Raw genomic sequence first — 21,170 nt, forward strand, 5'->3', positions numbered from 1 at the left:
AAGGCCTGGCGAAAATTTTGGATTCACGCGAGCTGCGAGTCGCAGCAGGTGAAATTGTAATCCTGGCTACTAACGAGATAACGAATCGAGGGACGGCTTTCTTGCAAAAATTCCGAAAAACTAATAGTTGGCTTATTCCTCGGTCAACTTGTGGCTCATTTCAAACTTTTTCAGCCGAGGTTGAGCCGATCGAATCGAATACCGTAGCCAGCCCGTTAATCAGAGATTTTTGCAAGACAACGGCTTTTGTCCAGTTTTTAAAGGAGAAGCGAGGCTTCCATTCATGCCAAAGCTCCGCGAAAAATCCACCACCCTTACAACGAAGTAGTCCAAATGTATACAGACGTTAAAACGATGTTGTGCCGACAGCAAGTCGCAAAATCATTCTTGGGATTCCTAAAGCCAGCTTTTTTCAAGGTGTGTACCTTTTTTCTCGAAATTCGAGCTTCCCGAACCACTCGAATGCCAGAGACGATTACCACGCAACGATGGGCTCCCCCGGGGAGCATTGTTGTGGCCTATAATTGGAGATACACTGAAACATCGGGCCGTTCGGGTATAGAATGCCCTGAGGACGGGATAGGACGGAAAATCAAATGAACCTGCACAGCTTGAAATTTGCGGATTTACCAATCGAGGGAGACGAGCGTCGTCTTTGGCTTGAAGAGATGATTGTCAGTTCGGCACTCGGGGCTTTCGTTGCAGAACTCGAAATATGGTTAAGCCCGTCGGTTCCTGTCTCCAAACTCGCAATTCTATTGGGAGAAGATTTGGAGAGCGTTTTGGAGAATGGGCTATCCCCGTTGTCCGATGAAAAGTTGTCCCTGCTCCTCAAAAACCCGCGATCTCTTTTCGAGTTGCAAGAGGAGATATTTATACAGGGAGGGGGGTACTGGAGAGAAAAAACGGACATGGTCTCGATGCGAGAATCCGTTGGGGGCCATGTGACAGACAATTCGTCCTTTCTCGCTACGATTATCGAAAAGAGTTTGGCCCAGACTAAGGAGGTCACAGCTTCAGAATTTCCTCAACGCCCTCCCACGGCAAACGATAGTACAATCGTAAACGAGGCTAGACCGCAGGTTCAGAAAAGACATTCAGAGCAAAACTCTCGAAAGTGGATCGGTGTACTGGCATCGCTGGCGGCACTGGTTCTCGTCGTTTTCTCTGTCCGATGGCTACTACAAGAACCAGATGGCTGGGGATTCAATCGGCCAGGTGTTTTCGCTGCCAACGTTAACGGGTCCGACTATCTACGTCGGCTAGCCGACGCGGCAGAAGAATTCAATGCGAAGCAGTCGAACGATATTCCTGGTTTGATTCAACGCATACAGCAATTCGAAAAAGGATGTGATCGATTAATTGCAGAGAAGCATACTCCCCTGGCCGATGCGGATAAAGACTGGCTCGTTGAACGCTGTCAACTCTGGAAGAGCAAGCTTACCGAACAGCGAATGGCTCTCGCCTCAGGCACGCAAACTGTCGAAGAGACACAAACTGCTGTTCAACAAATCGTATCCAACCTTCAAAAAGCTTTAAGGGATCGTGCGAGTTCGATCGGTTGAAACCGGCAGCCCTATCCGTTCAGGCTTCATGTTGGCAAGTGACCATTGCGACCACTTAATTTATTGAGAAAGTAATCGCCGAAATGCAGGATTTCGACCCTACCGACGAGGAGCTAATACGCAGAGCGTGCCTTGAAGCAGATGAGGCCCCCTTCGAGAAGTTAGTCAATCGTTATTCGGATCAATTAGTGACGCATGCCATTGCTAGATGCTCGCCAGCCTCCACTACCCGTGATATTGGATTCGGCAAGGATGTCGCGCAGATGACTTGGATCAAAGTGCATCGCAATCGATGCAAATTTGAGGATGATACCCCTGGTAGCTTTCGTCGTTGGATATTTACTATCAACCGCAATAACGCTCTCGATGCATGCCGTCATCGTGGCAGGCTGCCGGATCTCTCGATTAACGACCCCAACTCTCCTCATCCCGTGAGTAATGATCAACCAGCGATCGACAACCTTGATGAATTGGAGGCATTAAGGCTATGTCGAGAGAGCTACCGAGACGATCCACAAGTCGAGACCTTTATCCAATGTCACTTTGAGGGAGTCACCGTGAAAGCGATCGCCGAGAAAAGAGAGCCCGATATCGTGGCACGCTACGACCAAGCCCGTGCGAAAGCCAAAGAGCAAGTGAGACAAGACGAGACCATATCTAAAGCACTCTTGCGAATTGCACCGGACGTTGTTGCGGAATTTGAAAGAGTCACCTCGAATATTTACTCCGATATTAGTCGAGGAAAGACAACGCTCGTGAATTGCGTCCGAAGAAGACTTGGCTTGGACTCGTGACAATCGCCTCCAACCAGAGGGCACTGATTCAATCGTTCAGCAGGCGATCTTTCAACTCTTCGAGATAATCCTTCAGTCGCTTGTCATTACTCAGCTTGACCGCTTCACGTTGCGTTCGAATCGCTAACGCTATGTCGCCTCCAGCATCATAAAGATGTGCCAACGTATCCAGTGCGTTAGCTCTCATGTCCGTCATTTCTCCGTCAATATCGAGCGATTTTTTGATCCCTTGAATCAAAATCGTCCGCAATTCTTCGTTCGCTTTTACAGCAGCCAAATTGTTTTCGTAAATATCCCAGGCGATATGGTTTGCCATTACAAGACTTGACCCAACTTTCTCCATCTGCGCACGTATTGTCTCAATTGCGTCCGTGTCTCGCGAATCGGTCGTCAACAAAAGTTGAGCTATGATCCGTTCCAAGACGGGACCTCCATAGGTGTCTTGGAGTTGTCCACAAATCCGTATCGCGTCGTCAATCGATACTAACGGAACGGATTGGTCGTCCTTGTTTTGTCGCGTTCGATTCGTTCGTGTCTGGAGCAATTGAAAATAACCATTCGTCAGATTTGTCAAAATTGCATGACGGATCATCCACCGAAACGCCTCATTGGATGATGCCTCCACACCATCACCATTAAGCGACAAGATAGCCGCTTGCATCATCGAGTTTGCATGGCCCAATTCAGCCGCTTCTCGGACTTTTTGGAATCGATAACGCCGCCAACCCTGCGCCTGCGGTAAGTTTTTTTGGACCTTGTCTCCTTCTTCGATGCGTCGAATCAGTTCTGCTAAACAATCCAAATCAGTCTTGGCCCCCTCTGTGAGGATATCAAGCCCTCGAATCGGATCGGGGGTGGTACCAATTCCTTCGAATAAATATTCAGAAAAGCAACGAGCTGAATAAGCGTTGTCTTCGTCAATAAATACACGCTCCATCATTCGAAATGCTTTAGGCAAATCCTGGGTTGTCGCGTTGTTCTCTTCGTAATAATGTGCCATGGTGTGCCCGATCCAGGGATTGCCGCGCTGTTGCGATTCTTCAGCCAACTCCAAAAACCGTCTTTGGTCTTTTCGCGTACCGACTCCCAAGAGATACGCATATGCCAAGGCGCCCGTGGCGTAGGGGTCTCCTTTGCGAGAACCCTCGAAGTAAAGCTGAAATGCTTTTTCTGGATCCGACGACTCGTACATACTGCCCATCTCAACGATCGCGTAAATGTTTCCGCCTCGATAGCTCGACTCCAAATACTGCCTGGCTCTCTCCTCGTTAGGTACAACTCCTAGCCCTTCACGATACGCCATTCCTAAAACAAACATGGCTTCTGCATCCCCACGCTCGGCCAGGGCATGCAGTTGGGAAATACCTCGATTCATCCATTCAATGGCTTGAATCAAGTCCCGTGGTTTCCCACCCCAACCGCCGTGGTAATCAAGAGCGAGATGGCCACACGCCAACGGGTGTCCCTGTTTCGCTGCTCGCTCAAAAAATCGAACTGCTTTGCGTAGATCGATCGTGTCCTCGATCCCTCGATAAAGGGCAATTCCAAACTGGAAATCCTCTTCACCTGGGAACTCAAGCTTCTCCAGTAGCAGATCTACCCTCGCTCCTGTGGACAATAATCGTGGGGTTTGTTTTCCACGAGTTCCCAACCTTTTGGCTCGTACGAGCTGCTCAACGGCTGGCGCGACTTCTTCTGCGAGGCTCCCCATCAACGATTTCCCTTGCCTAAGCTGATCTAGGAGGCATTTTGTAAAGGCCCCGTGCCCCCAGTCATCATGCTCGTAAGCCTGTTCATTCTCTGAACAAGCGAAAAAAACAGCCGCGTTCTTGGGCAACTGATTCGTCTCAAGTAAACTACCGAACGAACGGCCTCGCGCTCGATTCACATCTTCTCGACAACAGTCCGCCACTAGTATGCGGTTGGGGGCTTTGGATTCTCGAAGCGCGATTAGGAAATCATCGATGGGGACCAAACTGGATACGTCGAGAGCCACTCTGGGTCTTTGGTCCTGGTACTGGATATTATTATCCGCATCACGGTCATGGGTCAAAGACGCGTCAAAAGGGCAGAAGTAGGATATATTGGTTCGATCCGATTCGATTCCGTGCCCGAACACTCCCAGAAACACGACTCCTTCGTTCCCACCTCGACCAGCACACTCATTAAGTGCCTGTTTGATGGCGTTCTTGGTGGCCTGTTTCCCTAATAGCAATTTCACTTCGTACCCATGGGTCACGAGAAAATCGGCAAGAGATCGAGCATCAATCTCAGGATAGACCAGGTTCGAAATCTCAGGCTGCTCGTAATCCCGGACTGCAACCAGAATCGCCAGTTTATCTGGACCCTGCGATCGAGCCACAGTAGCAAATAGCCCCTGTGCCAAGGGCCCCAAAATCCCTAGGTAAATACAGAACAGGTTTCGAATCCAATTATTCATCGTGTTTCGACCGAGGGAAAAAACAAACTGCCAGTATTAATACCAAAGCCAGGTTACTCCGAGACATACATCATATCGAAATCAGCGAAGTAATGTTTCTAATAGACCGGGTGTCTGTGTGAGTAACCCGCTCCCATCGATTACTTCCGGAGAGTTCTCGGTCAGTACTTTTAGGTAACGTTGGGCACCGGGTGAGCAGTCAAATCGAAAGTCTTTTGTTGTTGCAATCCATTCCGATCCAGCGTCAAGCAGGTACAGCCTAGCAATCTCGTCGCCATTTTTTGAATCCCACCAACGGATCGACCCATCACGTACGACGCCTACGAGCTTTGCACCATCTTCGGACCACTTCACGTCTCCCGCTCGCTCGTCAGGATGGATAGTAAGTATGCTACGACCGTTGATCGAATCGACTATTTCGATTCGATCCATATCGTCGCCCCAATTGAAATGTGCAAGACAAGATACCGCAATCCGACTTGAGTCCGTCGACGAAAATGACGCTGACACACTGTTAAATTTGTTACTGATGCTTTCGAGTTTAGCTATTTCCCTCCCTTCTTTCATATCGAACAGCGAATAAACGGTATTAAAACTGGGGGCGTCTCCCTTGCTTTGCAACAATGCCTTAGCACCGTCCCTCGAAATTTGAATCACAGATTTTCCGTCGCCAAACTTAAGAACATCACCCGATTCAACATCTAAGACAGAATAATCAAGTTCTCGTTCGTTGGTAACATTCCTAACCACAAGTTTCTTCCCATCACTAGAAGACATGATCGCCTTGCCCTTGACTGCAGTTAGCGTTCTCTTAGCGTCGCCGGTTTGCAGAAAAATCGACGTATCTTTATTCTCGAATAAGATACCACCGTCGTTACTCGCCACACCTGATTTCAGCAGAACCTTCCGCTCTGTAGTATTCCACACCATAGTATCTAGATTCCACCACTCTGCAGTATCACAGTTTATATTTAGGTAATCGCCCTGCTTAGATAAATCAAAAACGAACGGACCATCTTCGAACACGTACTGTCTCTTGCTACTTACAAAGTCGAAGGTAAAGAGTCTGGATGTTTCATTGGGTAAAAATCCGCAAGGGGGACAGATAGAATCTGACGAACCAATAGCAATTGATGTTTTAGACAACGGCTCTATGGAGTACAAGTTGTCACGACTAGGCCTGACGACGGGTGAGAATTTTTCCGATTGAATGGGAGAAAAACCGGGAAGGGAGTACGTGGCTTCCTCGGTTTTTCCGTCCGACTTCCGGATATCAACCGACAGGTGGTTTAAAATTACATTAACGAAGCAGTTTGGAAAACCGAAGGTTGTACGTGTTGATAGCGAACCAAGAATCAGTTCTTTGGATGCGTCAAATACTTCAAAGGAACCATTTCCCTCATGGTCCGATTTGTTGATCACAAGATGATCAGGGTCTTGTAAAACCGCATCGATAAAACCTCGACGGGAAATCGTCCGATCTGGGACAGTGGAGAAAACTATTTGGCCTGTGTCTCTATGGATTATTGGATACCGAAGATGCTGGCTCTCTGTGGTAATCCACAGGTGCTGGCCTTCGGAACTGAAAATAAGATCGGAAACATCATTTTTAAAAAAGACCTTTTCGTCTCCATCGATCGTACGGACAACGCAAGCTTCACGTCCCCCTCGCGATCCACGGTAACCATCCAAAAACTCGGCGTAAAGCGTCAGTGACTTATCGAATACGAGTTTGCCACCGGGATAACTGCGTACGGTCTGCTTTCGTTCCAGGTCAAAAACGATTGATTTTTCGAAGTCTTCCACCAAGAGCCTTCTTCCGTCCGATGAAATAAAGCTCGATGCCCCTGTTTTCGAAAATTCGGAAAAGTGTAGCACTAGCGAGTTTGACGGAACGTCATAAACACTAGCACCTATCGAGACCATCTTGCGATCCGGAGAATAGCTACTTTTTGCTACTCTTTTTCCTGTTCCGATTCCTCTTCCGATCGTATCGATGTGAATTCGAAAATTCTCCTGGAGCTTCGTCCTGGCCTGATACGACTCAAGCATCAGATCGAATGAATCGACTGCAAAAGGGGTTGGGGTTTGTTGCCGTCCCGTAAGCCTCTGTACATTTATTTTCACTGAATCAGCTAGTATCCCAGTGGTAACGGGACCATTCTTACCGAGTCTTTCTATCTCTTCGAGCAAACTTTTGGTAAACGCCCCGTGCTTCCAATCATCCCGCTCGAATGCCTTTTCGCCAGGCTTACATCCAAATAAGACAACAGTGCCGGAGGGCAAATCGGAAGCCTTGAAACTCGCACCTAGTCCAAGATTTCTACTCCTCGCACGATTCGGCATCTCACGACAACAATCGGCGATTACCACTCGGTTCCCGGCCTTTGCGATCTTTAATGCACGCAGAACCTGCTCCATCGTGATGAGTGATTCAGGATTGATGTCGATCATGGGATTCGAACCGTTGTACAGTAGCTTACCGTCTTTATCGCTAGCTTGTCTTACCTCTGTGTCAAAGGGGCAAAAACATCCCACAATCGAGTCAGTACCATCTATCTCAGATTGCTCTACTTCCACACCATGACCAAAGAAACCCACTAAGCAAATACCGTCACTGTTTGCCTTGCGGCGTAGACCATCAAGCTTGGCTTCGATTGCTAACTTAGTGGCTTGTTTTCCCAACAGGTACTCAACCTCGTAGGAAGCCTTTTCAAGAATTTGTCCAAGCGCCAAGGCGTCCTGCTCAGGATACTTAAGGGGGCGTTGCCCGTTCATTTCCGCATGGTCGTATTTGGTAACTGCCACAAGAAGCGCGTACTTGCCTGACACTTCTTGAGCCAGGCTCGTCGAGAGACTTGCGAAGACCAAGATGACAAACGCTATCAGGCATCTCGAGCTAACGAAAATACTCTTCTGAATTCGCATGATTTGAAGTTCTTGTTTCATAAGGCTTGTTCACTAGGTGAAAAGTATGTTTATCGGTTGATCGCCACCGTTGTGATTGGTTAGGGCTTAAGGAAAATGACCCTGGAAAGATGGGCGTGGACGGTATGGGGACAAAGAAGACTCTGATTTTATACAATTTTTCCATCTTGGCGAGCAAAATGAAATCCCGCAGCCTGAGTGACTGCGGGATGGACCAACTGCGGGATAGAGAATCTTTACGATCGTTCCGGCCTCTAGCGGCTTGGGGACTCGGTTGGGGCTGGTAGCAAAGCGTCCACCTCGGCTAATACCGAAGCGATCGATTCCCCCACCTCAGACGCTCCGGCACTCGGCTTGGGGGCTTCGGTCGCACTCGCTTTCGCGACCTTGTGTTCGATCTTTTGGAATTGGCTCTCCAAGCCTGCCACGAATCCAATCGCCTCTCGAATCGCTTGTTCGGTTAAAACCTCGCCTTGTTTCTCACGTCGGGACGCTTGGTCCACTTGCAGGGCGGACACCTTGGCGGCCAATTCTTTTTGTTGGGCCTGCCACTTTGCCAGACGCTCCAAGAGCCTCTTGTGCTCGCTGCGGGCTGCCACCAAGGATTCCAAGGCACCTTTCTCCAGTACCAACAACTCCTCGTAGACTCCGATCTGATGTTCGAGGACTTTCGCAATCTCCTCTTTCTTGATCCGGAAGTTTCCGAGTTGCGTATGGCTGCTGCAACCGTCTAAAAGATTATTCAGGATAACCATCCGGGAAACCGACGTGTCTTGCAAGGCTCGAATCTCCAGGACCTTTAAGGCCGCTGTGTGCAGGGCTTGCTCCGCTTGGGCGGCCTCGAAGTCGCAGAACTCGACATGTTCATTCAAGCGTACCTCGATGGCCACAATCCGCTGCGTGGTAGCGGTATCCACACAGGGGGCTTGTGTGGTGGGCTGAGGTTTAGCAGTGGCGACCACCGAGAGGACGGTAACTTGCCTTGTGGTTTGGGGAGGATCACAAGCCATGCTGTAGTGTGGGGAGGAAAAGACAAAACCGGTGGCGAAGCATCCGAGAGTCGTCAAGAAGCGAACGGTTTTAGGAAGGGACCAAGACATAATTCAATCTCCAGTAGAGAAAAGGGATGGGGCTCTGTGGAACCGGCCCCGAGGCTTTCGTTGAGCGAACACCCTGCGTGTTGGCTACACAGGAGTAACGGACGAGGAGTCGATTTCTTGCAAAAAAGAAAAAAGGATTTTTTTCGGCAAGAAAAACACGGGGTGCTTGGTTTTACATCTCGAAGGCACAGCGTGGGCTGTGTTTTTGATCCCAGTCAGGTCTGGGGAGTTGTCGTTTTTCCTTTTGAGGAGATGGTGGATTATGTTGAAGGCATTCATTGTTGTCGGTACGGTTGGGCTCTTGGGTGTGGTTGGGACGGTGGGCCATGTCACCGGATGGAACGATTACGTCATCATTGGAGGTCGAGGCTTTGTCAACTGGGTCTCTGGCCAGGTTCCCACCTATGTCAAGGTGGAGCAGGTGAAGCTCCTATTGGAGCGGACCAAAGGGGAACTCGAGCAAGCGACTCGAATCCGAGCCCAGCATGAGCTGACGCTCAGCAAGGCTCGGCAAGCTCTGTCGAAGAGCGAAGCAGAGGAGAGGGTTTCTCAGCAGAATCTGGAAAAGGGGCGGATGAAATTGGTTCGCTTTCAAGAAGAGCCCTGTGAAGGTGGCGATTCCTCGGTTCTCACCGCTCAGGTCAAGAAAGAGGTCGCCCGCTACAAGTCTCTTCAAGCTCGCGTAGCGATGGAACGTGAGACGTTAGCCAATTTGCAAGCCGCTTTCCGGAAGCTCGATGATACCATCGCAGCTCGTCACCAAGAGGTTGACTTGTTGGAGAGTCGCTTGGCGATGGTCACGAGCGGTTTGGAATCGGTCTCGTTGTCGAGCAGCGGTGAGATTGTTGTTCCGAGCGAGAGCAACCTCAACCGATCCTCGCAGTTGCTCGGGCAGCTCGAGGATGTGTTAGCGATCGAGCAATCGATTATGAACCAAAGCCGATTGGAAGACGGTTTCGGCACGGGCGAGGATTCGGAGGACTCGCTGGACTTGGTGAGCGAGTTGGACCAGTTGCTGGGTAAGCCCAATCTACGATTGGGACAGAAGTAGTCCTTGATTCCAGATCGCGGAAAGCTAAAAAAGACGGGGGCAGGGATCGCCCCCTTTTTTTATGGATGGTCAGGAACGCTTAGGCAGTGATGATCGAGTCTGCTGAACGAACTCTTACTCCTGTACAATACAAATGGGGCGAAATCCTAAGCTTTCCCTGACCCCGATCAGCGATGGTTCTCCTCGATCTGCGGATCGACAGCGATATGGGGTATCTAAACAGCCACCGCCACGATAGATCGGATATTCGCCCTTTCTCGGAGGTAATGGATCAATCTCTTTGCCCGTTAGATCGGTATTAATTACAGACAACACGCAACCCAAGATACGCTCGTTTAGCATCAGGACTGTCTTTGAATCTAAAGGCTAGCGGGAACGGACCACCGTGCCACCCGTTACCACGGAATACTTTAATTGAGCCCGAGATCGGACCAATCGGATCACGATTCGTTTCCTTGGGATACTTTCCATACCAGTCACTGCACCACTCCGAGACATTCCCGTGCATGTCGTACAAACCCCATAAGTTCGGTTCCTTCTGACCAACAATTTGGGGTGAGCGGGATGGTCCATTCCCGCTATACCAGGCAAAATCACCCATAAACTTATCATCATCTCCAAAACTAAATTTCGTTTTCATTCCCGCTCGGCAAGCATATTCCCATTCTGCTTCGGTGGGTAAACGATAGGTTCTCCCTGCCGCTTGTTCCTCCGGTCGTGACGTTAGGCGTCGGCAAAACTCTACTGCATCGATCCAAGAAATATAGTTTGCGGCATAATCCGCTCCCTCCGTCACGTCTGATTGACCCTTCCAAGGTTCGCTACCCATCACCTCTTTCCACTGCCCTTGTGTCACCTCCGTCGACGCGATCGCAAATGGTCGACTGATGGTCACCTCGTGAACTGGACGCTCTTCTTCTCGTCCTTTCTCATTGCCCATCATAAATCGCCCCGCAGGAATCGTTACCAGACGCTGACCAATACTATTGACCACGCTCGGTAATGACGATGAGCCATCTGGTCTGCCCAACACCACCCGGAACCCCAATGTCGAGGCTTTGAAACCAGGACTGGCCTTGCTCCGCCAACCCGAGCGGCACTGCGATTCTTTCCGATCAAAGGATCCACCCCGGATTACTCGCTCCAGTGAGAGCAGCTCTTCCGGACCGATCGGGTCACTCACGAATCCTTCCGGGTAGCTACCGTAGTAATCAAAACACCACTCCGCTACATTGCCATGCATATCATATAACCCCCAAGCATTCGGTGTCTTCTGCCCCACCAGTTGCGGTTGCCGAACTCCCTGCCAAGCGTAGGTACTCAGCAGGGCACGATCATCTCCAAAACTGTAAGCTGTTGACGTTCCTGCCCGGCAAGCGTGCTCCCATTCTGCTTCGGTGGGTAAGCGGTAATTCCGCCCTTCTTTTTTCTCTTCGGGTAGCTGGCCTAGTCTTCTGCAAAATTCGGCTGCTTGGGACCATGAGATGTTGGTTACTGGCAATCGGCTATCCAGTTTCGGGTTCTTGATCTGTCTTTCTTCTTTTTTAATGAGGCGCTTGGTTTCCGGATCTCGGACCTCTACCAATTCGTTGCTATAGGCATCCTCCATTACCAATGCCCATTGATGCTCTGTCACTTCGGTGATTCCCAGAAAATAAGGCTCAGTCAATTCCACCTTATGCAGCACCTCGTGTTCTTCTGAACCCGGCTCGGAAGCTGGCGAGCCCATCGTAAACCGACCCGCCGGAATCTGCACCAGTGTCATCCCGATACTGTTGGTCAGCGTCGGGAGGGGGGATTCCGATAACGGCTGCTGCGCGCTGACTCCCAGCGGTTGGGACGCTACAAACAACAAGCAGTAAAGCATAAAAAGAGGATATGAAAATGATTTTGAGCCTATCGACATGGTCTTGCTCCTGACGGGATTTTGCTTGAGGGTTGTGGATGTTTCGTGAAATGATTTTGACAATGAGCTAGGTCAAAGTCCAGGCAATTGGAACACGTGCCATGTACGCTGTCTCTCTGCCTCCACTCCGCTCGATTAGCCAACTAACCGGCTTGCTGAATTAATCGTTAATTACGGAAACTGGGCGAAAGCCCAGGTCGTTGCTCCGGTCGCCCGGCGAGTTCCTGAACCGGTAAGCCGAGCGGCAAAACCCCGCCGTGCTGATCCAGCCACCGCCCCGGAGTACCCGGCTCGAGCCCTTCTCTGGGCCGACCGGATCGGTTATCAAACCTTTTGGGTAATCAGCATACCAATCACTACACCACTCCCAAACATTCCCGTGCATGTCGTACAACCCCCATAAGTTCGGTTCCTTCTGACCAACAAGTTGGGGTGAGCTGGACGGTCCATTCTCCGTATACCAGGCAAACTCCCCCAACATCTTTGCATCGTCTCCAAAGCTGTATTCTGCTTTCGAAGTCCCCCTGCAGGCATATTCCCACTCCGCCTCCGTCGGAAGACGATACTCCCGACCCGCCGAGCGTTCCTCCGGCAAGGCTGACAAACGCCGGCAAAACTCCATCGCATCTTCCCAACTGATATAAGTCGCCGGGTAATCCGCTCCCTCCTTCACGTTTGATTGACCCTTCCAAGGTTCGGTACCCATCACCTCTTTCCACTGCCCCTGCGTCACCTCCGTCGAAGCGATCGCAAATGGTCGACTGATAGTCACCTCGTGAACCGGACGTTCGATTCCTTCTCCTTTCTCACTGCCCATCATAAATCGCCCCGCAGGAATCGTTACCAGATGCTGACCAATGCTATTGATCACGCTCGGTAATGACGATGGGCCAACTGGCCTGCCCAACACCACCCGGAACCCCAATGTCGAGGCTTTGAAGCCAGGACTGGCCTTGCTCCGCCAACCCGAGCGGCATTGCGATTCTTTCCGATCAAAGGATCCACCCCGGATTACTCGTTCCACCGACATCATCTGCTCCGGACCGATCGGGTCACTCACCAACCCCTCCGGGTAGGTACCGTAGCAATCAAAACACCACTCCGCCACATTGCCATGCATATCATATAACCCCCAAGCATTCGGCGTCTTCTGTCCCACCGGTTGCGGTCGCCGAACTCCCTGCCAAGCGTAGGTACTCAGCAGGGCACGATCATCTCCAAAACTGTAAGCCGATGACGTTCCTGCCCGGCAAGCGTGCTCCCATTCTGCTTCGGTGGGTAAGCGGTAGTTCCGCCCCTCTTTCTTCTCCTCGGGTAGCTGGCTTAGTCGTTCACAGAACTCAACCGCTTGCCGCCAGGAGATATTGGTGATTGGCAGTTGGCTATCCAGTTTCGGGTTGCGGATTTGAACTTCTTCTTTACGTACCAAGCGGTTTGTCTCTGGGTCGCGAACTTCACGTTCCTCGGTCCGAAATGCATCTTCCATCACCAACGCCCATTGGTGTTCCGTCACTTCGGTGATTCCCAGAAAATAAGGCTCAGTCAATTCCACCTTATGCAGCACCTCGTGTTCTTCTGAACCCGGCTCGGAAGCTGGCGAGCCCATCGAAAACCGACCGGCGGGAATCTGCACCAGTTTCATACCGATACTGTTGGTCAATGTTGGGAGCGAGGATTCGGATAATGTCTCTTGGGCATTGACCGTCAAAGGAAATGCCGTACCAACCAGGGCCAAGCACAACAGAGGTGACCCTATTGGGAAAATCATATTACGTAAAAACATCATGCTATGGTTCCTGTGGTGGGCGTTAATCAAGCTTCTTTTGTCAAAAGTGAAGGCTCAATCTGATGGGGAGTTTATTGTGGACTCATGGCTACTCGAAAACCGAAATCGTTGTCGCGGTAGTACCGATCGAGCCCGAATCGAGAGGCTGACCGGCAGTCCTCCGCTACGTAATCCCAACTCCCTCCTCGACGCACGCGCACCTGACCAAATGCAGGTCCTCGGGGATCGGTGACGAAGTCATCAGGATAGTCCCCACACCACAAGATTGTCCCCACACCAATCGCTGTACCATCCCAAACGTATCATATAAGGAATAGCCTGAGAATAAAATCCTTATTTGAGAATTGAACGAAATCGTTCATGATATCGTCAGCCGCAAGACCGGAGGTAATCATGGATGGATATTCAAAGGCATAAATGGGAGCGATTAAAGCTTTTTCGCCTTATTGAAAGAACATGCCGATCGCAACGCACAATTCGAAAAGATAGCTCAATTCAAAGATGGGCTCCTCCAAGCGTGCGTTGGGCATGGTTTAGTGATTGAAGGTTAGAGTCCTTTACGGGGCCTATCGGAGACAAGCGTGATAGGAGGCAGTCGCAACAACAAGAGTCTGGAAGAGATCGCATACTATGTAAACCATTTTGTACGTGGTTGTCTGAATTACTATGCGACGTTCTATCCTTCGGCATTAACACCCGTCTTGCGCATCCTGGAACGCAGTCTAGCGTACTCGGTGCGACGCAGTTTCAAACGACTTCGTTACCATCAACGACGAGCCGTCCACTGGCTAGGCCGTGTGGCTCACGAGGATCCGGAATTGTTCGTGCTATGGTCCCATGGGATACGTCCTGCGACTAGATAAAAAGAGCTGGATAAGCCGAGAGGTTCCCATCCGGTTCCATGAAGGCCTAAGGGTGTGATTCCCCGGGCTACTCGACTCAGTATCTTCGTGCGAAGCGAGCCCAGACGAAGGTCGACAAAAAAGTACGGGACCTAACTCCCAGAAACCGTGGCGGCACTTTCGGGGGGTACCTGAAGAGAATTCGCATGTTTCTCAACGGCTGGTTCGGTTGCGTCCGTCTTGCGACGACAGGGACCGTTTTCAAGGACTTAGACGCCCACATTCATACGAAATACGCGGCGCATGGGCAGCGTAGCATTAGCCCGGCGTTACACAAGGCCTACCCCAATTCTTGGTTCGCTAAGCGTTTAACGCCACTGTACAATCTTAGGCTGGAACTCCATCTACCCGAGGACTTGGTCATCAAGCAATGTCTGTTGTTAGACTGAGATCAGGTTGACGAGCCCGATGTGTGCTCCACTAGTCCGGTTCTGTGAGAGGTTTGGGGGCAATTCCCCACGACTACTCGACGACAGAGAAGGCGAAGAATTCATTTCCTTTGCCTTTGTTGGTGAATTCCAAGCATGCCACCTGAGGGCTTTAATCTTTACCCATTTGGCAATCGTGTTTTACCGGCATTTTTTGGGGAAAATTCAGGGTGTTAGAAATCGAGGGCGGAAATCGAGTTACCATAGGCTTTGACAGAGAAAGACATCAGCACAAGCTTCTCTATACTAACCGAGCAAAGCCGCACAAAAGCGAAATGGAGTGCAGGTCTGAAGTTTTAAACTAGACTGAAAGATTTTTAGAAGGGAAGTGAGGTACGCAGATCTTGAATACGCCGCAATCAGGAGATGTTCCCCGAAAGCGAAACGCACTAGCTCAAGCTGTGTCTGACCAGCTCAATGCTCGTGGTTTAACGAAGTGTGACCTTATCGATAAGGCGTTTCCCCTCTCAGCCGCAATAGGATCGGTTTTACTGGATAAAGGTTCTCTCACACCGTCTCTTGCCTTCAGATTAACACGTCTCACTGGATTATCTGCCACATTTTGGATCAATTTTAGTAATCAAGAGAAAAACGGAAAGTCGGTAAGCTCTGAGACAGTACAACAACCAGCCACACTAGACTGCCAATACCTGGCAGAAAGTCTAACAAGCGAGGCTCCTACAGCTGAGTGTATCTGCGAGGCGTTATCGGCCTTGGAATGTATGAGTGAGCAACCGGAAGAAATAACTGCGGCGCTCGCCCAGTTAACGATGCGCACCAATGATCCACTACTCTTTAAAGCGGCGTTGCAGTTAACCGTGATGGGTGGGCCGGAAATATGTCGAACATTGGCGCAGGCTCACCTATCGAACTCCAATCTCCTCATCGCGGAGAGTGCGCTCTGGACACTGTATGCGATTGAGCCCGGTCAAGCATTGTGGCACGCTTACGACTGCTACATTCAAACTGGGACACCTAGTGAATATCGGCTCATAGCAGAGGAACTCTTAGCCTTTGACGCAATGTCTATGCAGTTGGGTGGAGCAACTGCAGGTGCTGATCAGAACGATAGAGCAAAAAACGTCGAAAAAACCTGCTGCTATGTACGATCGACTATAGAGTCAAGGGCGGGCGATCCAAGTATCTTCAACGCTCCGGACTATAAACAGCTTCACCTCGTAAGGGCGTTTACCGAATTTTTGGCTAGCAATGATACAACGAAAAGAGTTGAAGCTTTAAAGACGCTCGCACCGCGCGATGTAGCGATTGGAATATGCGCAGCCCTTCTTGGTGTAGTAGACAAGGATCCTACCATCAGAGCGAATTCTCTTGCCCTTTTGCGCATGCGAAACCAGAAACTAGTTGTCGCTCATGCAGAACGTTTACTGGATGATAAAGATGAAGATGTTAAGGCGGTTGCGGCACGCGTGCTGAAGTCCTTGGGACAGCGAGCTTCGAGTTAAGTCGCCGAGGATCTGCAGTTTAGGGAAAGATTGTGTGGGATCCGGTTGGTGCGATACCTGAGTCGTATTGTTGTCTCATTTACTTTTGAAGTAGCTTGGCTGCTTATGTATATCCGGCAGCACTCCTGCACTTACGTTGACGGATGCTATTGACTATGCTTGGAAGTGTCTGGATTATCTGACCCAACACGACCCGGAAACCGGTGGCTGAATTACTAGCACCGGAAGATTCACCACGCCATGCGGAACGACATTCTGATTCCTTGCGGTTGTAAGCAGCAACTGGTGTCACACGAGCCTGCGAAAGTAGCTTTTCTGGTCCTATCGGGTCACTCATTAAATCCTCAGGGTAGGTACCGTAATATTCCAAACACCACTTAGGCACATTGCCATGCATGTCATATAACCCCCAAGCATTCGGCGTCTTCTGCCCCACCAGTTGCGGTTGTCGAACTCCCTGCCAAGCGTAGGTACTCAGCAGTGCACGATCATCTCCAAAACTGTATGCTGTTGACGTTCCCGCCCGGCAAGCGTACTCCCATTCTGCTTCGGTGGGTAATCGATAGTTCCGCCCTTCTTTTTTCTCTTCGGGTAGCTGGCCTAGTCTTCTGCAAAATTCGACTGCTTGGGACCATGAGATGTTGGTTACTGGCAATCGGCTATCCAGTTTCGGGTTCTTGATCTGTCTTTCTTCTTTTTTAATGAAGCGCTTGGTTTCCGGATCTCGGACCTCTACCAATTCGTTGCTATAGGCATCCTCCATTACCAATGCCCATTGGTGCTCCGTCACTTCGGTTGTGCCTACATAAAACGACTGAGTGAGTTCTACTTTATGCAGGACTTCGTCTTCTTGTGACCCCGGCTCGGAAGCTGGCGAGCCCATCGAAAACCGACCGGCGGGAATCTGCACCAGTTTCATACCGATACTGTTGGTCAATGTCGGGAGCGAGGAACCTAGCAATGCTTCTTGGGCTTGGACAACACTTGCCTCAACAGCAGCCAACAAGCACACGCAATTCAATGCGTAACAGACGCGTGGAGAAGTTTTTAACAGAAAGAGCATCGTTTTTTTCTTAGTAGGGGTTTCAGGGTTTAGGGAAAATTGGCAAAAATGGATTGAAAATCAGCCAGCTCCTCGGTAGGCATCACCTCCGCCGATCGGCCTGCGGTCTCCGACAGGTCCGGTCGGCGACCCACGATCCCTTCGTGCGTGCGACCACCGGCTACCCTCACTGGTCTACTCTTGGCTCTGCCGTCTGGGGGATTTCCGGTGAACTCAGGGCAACACGAAAGCCGAGGTCATGTTCGGTGTTCGAAGGTCTATTCTTAGACCGCCACGCCGAGCGCACGAACTGTGGCTTGTCACGCCAGCCGCCACCACGAACAACCCGATGATTTCCATTGGTAGGTCCGGCTGGATCTCGCAGGGAATTGTCTTCGTAAGTGGCATGCCAGTCACTACACCATTCACCGACGTTACCATGCATGTCAAATAGTCCATCTGCTGTTGGGAACTTTAAACCCACTGGCTGCGGGCTCTTAAGATAGCGCGCATTCTCGAGGTGCCAAGCAAAATCATCCAACATCATAACACTGTCCCCAAAATTGAAGGTCATCCTAAATTTATTAGCCGTATTTAATGTCCCTCGACAGGCGTATTCCCACTCTGCCTCTGTTGGTAAACGATACGAACGGCCTGCTGCACGTTCTTCCGGTAGCTCCGATAAGCGACGGCAGAACTCTACTGCGTCTTGCCAACTAACGTACGTCGCAGGGTAGTCGTCTCCCTCAGTCACGTACGTTTTACCCTTCCAAGGCTCGGTTCCCATTACTACTTTCCACTGACCCTGGGTCACTTCCGTCGAAGCAAGTGAAAATGGTCGGCTTATGACCACATCATGCGAAGGATGCATTAAACTTTCAGTACTTGCAAAGCCCCCCGAGTCGCCGATTAGATAACGGCGAAGTCGCAAATTCTCGTCTCGTTCACGCTTCTCACTTGGCGTCAAGAACGGCTGACTTGCGAAATCATCAGATTCACTTTGCTCACTGCCCATCCTGAACCGACCGGGAGGAAACGTTACCAGACGTTGGCCAATACTGTTTAGAAAGCTAGGTAACGCCGCCGGCCCAACTGCCGGCCCCAATACGATGCGGAAACCGATTGTCTTGTCTGCGTTACTTAGGGATTTCCCTCGCCAACCTGAGCGGCATTGGGATTCTTTACCATCAAAGGCCCCCCCGCGAATCACTCGCTCTGGTGTGCTTTTGGCTGCGAGAACCGCTCCATCAAAGGCCCCCCCGCGAATCACTCGTTCTGGTGACAACAATCGCTCCGGACCGTACGGATCAATGACCAAACCCTCAGCGTAATTGCCATAATAGTCAAAGCACCACTCCGCTACATTCCCATGCATATCGTACAGACCCCAGGGATTCGGTTTCTTTTGACCCACTGGCTGAGGTTTCCTAACGCCTTGCCAGCCATAAGTACTCAACTGAGAAGGATCATCCCCAAAACTGTAGGCCGATCCACTCCCCGCACGGCAGGCATGCTCCCACTCCGCCTCCGTCGGCAAGCGGTAATTACGCCCTTCTTTCTTCTCCTCAGGCAACTGACTCAGTCGCTCACAAAACTTCGCCGCCCAATACCAAGAAACCTCGGTGATTGGCAGTTGGCTATCCAGTTTCGGGTTGCGGATTTGAACTTCTTCTTTACGCACCAAGCGGTTTGTCTCTGGGTCGCGAACTTCACGTTCCTCGGTCCGAAATGCATCTTCCATCACCAATGCCCATTGGTGCTCCGTCACTTCGGTGATCCCCAGAAAATAAGGCTCAGTCAATTCCACCTTATGCAGCACCTCGTGTTCTTCTGAACCCGGCTCGGAAGCCGGCGAGCCCATCGAAAACCGACCCGCCGGAATCTGCACCAGTGTCATGCCAATGCTGTTGGTCAGTGTCGGGAGGGAGGATTCCGACAAGGCGTCCTGGCCCTGGGCCGGTAATGCCACACCAATAAGCGATAGCCAGCAGAGGGCAAAACATCCGCGTAAAACAAAGTTCAATGTCGACATCATTCTTTCGGTCTCCGATAAAATTTTGAAATTAACAGTTGGTGAGATTTTAGATCTAGCTGCCAATCGATCAGCGGCCTTCGGAAAGTTCCATCACGACTCGAAAGCCGCAAAAAGCCTTGGCCTCTTTGGCGGGATAGCTTAAGCGAGCGGCCGAACGCATCATTCGAGAATCTTCTCGAAAAGAGCCCCCCCTTACAACTCGTTCGGTCCCGCTCGATGGGCCTTTGGGGTCCTGCCCTGCCTGCCGATCCAGATCAGCGGTGTACCAGTCGCTGCACCACTCGTACACGTTGCCGTACATGTCGTGCAAGCCGAAGGGGTTCGGTTTCTTCGCTCGGACTTCTCTTGGCTTATCCGCGTTGTTTCGATTCCAAGCAAAGTCGTTTAGCAAATTCCCCTGTTGACCAAAATGATAGGTAGTCGGTTGACCGGCCCGCGCCGCATACTCCCATTCGGCCTCGGTGGGGAGCCGGTAAGTTCGACCTGCCGCTTTCTCTTCTAGCCGTTCTGTTAATATCTGGCAGAACTTGACGGCATCGTCCCACGTCACACTTTCCACGGGGTGTTGGGGCCCTCTAACTACGCTTGGATTTCGGCCCACCACCGCCTCGTACTGGCTCTGCGTCACTTCGGTGACACTCATGTAAAAAGGCGAAATCATGACCTGCCGAAGTCTTTCGTCCTTGTAGCGTCCCTCTTCACTTTCAGGAGATCCCATCAGAAACTTTCCTCCTGGTATCGGTACCAATTGCATGTCCACACTATTACGAATCGTGGCCACTTCCGCAGCGGGTTCCATCAGTTTTGGAGCGCCACTAGAAGGTAACATTTCCACTTTCCCTTCACTGTTCGCTGGACGCGTATTGACGATTCCTAAATCAACCAAACCGTTGACCAAGGTCTTGACATTTTGCTTCTTGTTATAAGCCTTCAGTAATTCCGAGACCCCTCGGGGAACATCGGCGGAGAGTCCATTGGCGGTGGGCCGAGCCGATTGGGAAAAGGCGTCCAAGAATGCCCTGGTGAATGCTCCATGCTGTACGGTTTCCAATTCATGCGCTTTCTCGTTCTCGTCGCAAGCGAAAAAGGCAGCCGAGTTGTTCGGTAGATCTGAGAGCTTGGTGCCACTACCGAAAGCTCGCGTCTCCACTCCACCCCGCGCCGCGTTAGGGTTTTCGCGACAACAATCGGCCAACAGCAGTCGACTGCGAACGTTCGCTACAGCCATCGCTGCCAACATCTCTTTCATGGGGACTAAGCTTTCTGGATCGGGCTCCAGTAACGGCCGATTGCCATCAAATTCTTTTTGACCATCCTTGTTGATTACCTGCCGCAGCTTCGTATCGTAGGGGCAAAAATAAGCATCGGCACCGTACTGGACTCCGTGGCCAAAGAACCCCAAGATCAACTGCCCCTCAGGTGTACCGGCGTTGGCAATCGCTTCCAATTCCTGCAAAATCCGATTCTTAGTTGCCTCGACACCGAGCAATAGCGTTACTTCGTAGCCGCTTCCATCGTCACGCACCAGAATGTCTCGAATGGCGATCGCATCGAGTTCGGCGTATCTCAAACTCTTAAGATAATCCGAGCGACTGTAATCGTTCACCGCAACCAACAAAGCATGTTTGGTCTGAGCACTCGCATCGCTGTGCAAGGCTGAGCAAGCCAAGAGGAAAAAGGAAAAGAATAACCTGATCCGTACTCGATAACTAAGCATGACTTTGTTGCCT

14 protein-coding genes and 1 pseudogene are annotated in these 21,170 nt (G+C 50.8%); 7 read left to right on the forward strand and 8 right to left on the reverse strand.

Going from position 1 to position 21,170, the window contains the following annotated elements; genetic code table 11:
• Positions 1-596: 596 nt before the first annotated feature.
• Both SH449x_RS16430 and SH449x_RS16435 read left to right on the forward strand, forming a co-directional pair.
• Positions 597-1,565, forward strand: coding sequence for a hypothetical protein (locus SH449x_RS16430; protein WP_482377162.1), 969 nt, complete (start codon positions 597-599; stop codon positions 1,563-1,565).
• Positions 1,566-1,648: 83 nt separating this feature from the next.
• Positions 1,649-2,359: an RNA polymerase sigma factor gene (locus tag SH449x_RS16435; RefSeq protein ID WP_482377163.1), complete on the forward strand. Its 711-nt coding sequence runs from the start codon at positions 1,649-1,651 to the stop codon at positions 2,357-2,359.
• 28 nt (positions 2,360-2,387) lie between these two features.
• On the opposite strand, the gene SH449x_RS16440 is transcribed toward SH449x_RS16435, so the two are convergent.
• From SH449x_RS16440 to SH449x_RS16450, 3 genes are all read right to left on the reverse strand, one after another.
• Positions 2,388-4,799 (reverse strand): caspase family protein, encoded by a 2,412-nt coding sequence (locus SH449x_RS16440; RefSeq protein WP_482377164.1) that lies wholly within the window; start codon positions 4,797-4,799, stop codon positions 2,388-2,390.
• Between the two features lie 81 nt (positions 4,800-4,880).
• On the reverse strand, positions 4,881-7,748 hold the full coding sequence (locus SH449x_RS16445) for a caspase family protein (protein WP_482377165.1): 2,868 nt from the start codon (positions 7,746-7,748) through the stop codon (positions 4,881-4,883).
• 233 nt (positions 7,749-7,981) lie between these two features.
• The gene (locus SH449x_RS16450) at positions 7,982-8,827 is read right to left on the reverse strand and encodes a hypothetical protein (RefSeq protein WP_482377166.1); all 846 of its coding nucleotides are present in this window, start codon (positions 8,825-8,827) and stop codon (positions 7,982-7,984) included.
• A gap of 262 nt (positions 8,828-9,089) precedes the next feature.
• Between SH449x_RS16450 and SH449x_RS16455 the strand changes: the two genes are divergently transcribed.
• The gene (locus SH449x_RS16455; protein WP_482377167.1) at positions 9,090-9,878 is read left to right on the forward strand and encodes a hypothetical protein; all 789 of its coding nucleotides are present in this window, start codon (positions 9,090-9,092) and stop codon (positions 9,876-9,878) included.
• 298 nt (positions 9,879-10,176) lie between these two features.
• Here the strand turns inward: SH449x_RS16455 and SH449x_RS16460 are convergent, their stop codons facing one another.
• Together SH449x_RS16460 and SH449x_RS16465 are read right to left on the reverse strand one after the other, a co-directional pair.
• Positions 10,177-11,784 (reverse strand): formylglycine-generating enzyme family protein, encoded by a 1,608-nt coding sequence (locus SH449x_RS16460; protein ID WP_482377168.1) that lies wholly within the window; start codon positions 11,782-11,784, stop codon positions 10,177-10,179.
• Positions 11,785-11,944: 160 nt separating this feature from the next.
• Entirely contained in the window at positions 11,945-13,570 is a 1,626-nt protein-coding gene (locus SH449x_RS16465; protein WP_482377169.1) for a formylglycine-generating enzyme family protein, read from the reverse strand.
• Between SH449x_RS16465 and SH449x_RS16470 the strand changes: the two genes are divergently transcribed.
• The 4 genes and pseudogenes from SH449x_RS16470 (at position 13,569) to SH449x_RS16485 (ending at position 16,363) form a co-directional block, all read left to right on the forward strand.
• The gene (locus tag SH449x_RS16470) at positions 13,569-13,802 is read left to right on the forward strand and encodes a hypothetical protein (protein ID WP_482377170.1); all 234 of its coding nucleotides are present in this window, start codon (positions 13,569-13,571) and stop codon (positions 13,800-13,802) included. The two genes, SH449x_RS16465 and SH449x_RS16470, sit on opposite strands and share 2 nt — an antisense overlap.
• A gap of 349 nt (positions 13,803-14,151) precedes the next feature.
• Positions 14,152-14,433: a group II intron maturase-specific domain-containing protein gene (locus tag SH449x_RS16475; RefSeq protein WP_482377171.1), complete on the forward strand. Its 282-nt coding sequence runs from the start codon at positions 14,152-14,154 to the stop codon at positions 14,431-14,433.
• A 119-nt stretch (positions 14,434-14,552) separates the two neighbouring features.
• Positions 14,553-14,861 (forward strand): annotated as a pseudogene (locus SH449x_RS16480) (hypothetical protein); the annotation flags it as partial.
• Positions 14,862-15,244: 383 nt separating this feature from the next.
• Positions 15,245-16,363: a HEAT repeat domain-containing protein gene (locus SH449x_RS16485; protein WP_482377172.1), complete on the forward strand. Its 1,119-nt coding sequence runs from the start codon at positions 15,245-15,247 to the stop codon at positions 16,361-16,363.
• Between the two features lie 103 nt (positions 16,364-16,466).
• Here SH449x_RS16485 and SH449x_RS16490 read toward each other — a convergent pair whose 3' ends face one another.
• The 3 genes from SH449x_RS16490 to SH449x_RS16500 form a co-directional block, all read right to left on the reverse strand.
• The gene (locus SH449x_RS16490; protein ID WP_482377173.1) at positions 16,467-17,426 is read right to left on the reverse strand and encodes a formylglycine-generating enzyme family protein; all 960 of its coding nucleotides are present in this window, start codon (positions 17,424-17,426) and stop codon (positions 16,467-16,469) included.
• A 166-nt stretch (positions 17,427-17,592) separates the two neighbouring features.
• On the reverse strand, positions 17,593-19,440 hold the full coding sequence (locus tag SH449x_RS16495; protein ID WP_482377174.1) for a formylglycine-generating enzyme family protein: 1,848 nt from the start codon (positions 19,438-19,440) through the stop codon (positions 17,593-17,595).
• Between the two features lie 67 nt (positions 19,441-19,507).
• Positions 19,508-21,157, reverse strand: a complete 1,650-nt coding sequence (locus SH449x_RS16500) for an SUMF1/EgtB/PvdO family nonheme iron enzyme (RefSeq protein ID WP_482377175.1) — start codon at positions 21,155-21,157, stop codon at positions 19,508-19,510.
• Positions 21,158-21,170 lie beyond the last annotated feature (13 nt).

Source organism: Brakhagea baltica (assembly GCF_052161605.1).
GTDB lineage: Bacteria > Planctomycetota > Planctomycetia > Pirellulales > Pirellulaceae > JBKCUI01.